The sequence below is a fragment of the Halomonas sp. ND22Bw genome (genome assembly GCF_003011945.1).
Lineage (GTDB): Bacteria > Pseudomonadota > Gammaproteobacteria > Pseudomonadales > Halomonadaceae > Halomonas > Halomonas halophila.
The window spans coordinates 1-275 of sequence record NZ_PXWD01000764.1 but is presented as its reverse complement, the minus strand read 5'-3'; the positions used below and the strand labels follow the sequence as shown (position 1 = coordinate 275).

1 protein-coding gene is annotated in these 275 nt (G+C 68.7%); it reads left to right on the top strand.

From position 1 onward, the window contains the following. Positions 1–275 (top strand): PLP-dependent transferase (locus tag CVH10_RS20180; RefSeq protein WP_181244574.1); only part of this gene is annotated, 275 nt, incomplete at both ends.

Genomic DNA, 275 nt, shown 5'->3' with positions numbered 1-275 from the left:
CACTCCACGACCAAGTTCATCAACGGCCATTCCGACGTGGTCGGCGGCGCGGTCATCTCGGCCGACGCCGAGGATCATCAGACCCTGGCCTGGTGGGCCAACTGCACCGGCGTCACCGGCTCGCCCTTCGACGCCTATCTGACCCTGCGCGGCGTGCGCACCCTGTTCGCCCGCATCGAGCGGCAACAGGCCACGGCCGGCAAGATCGCCGAGCTTCTGGACGCCCACCCGGCGGTCAAGGTCGTCCACTATCCCGGCCTGAAGTCCCACCCCAG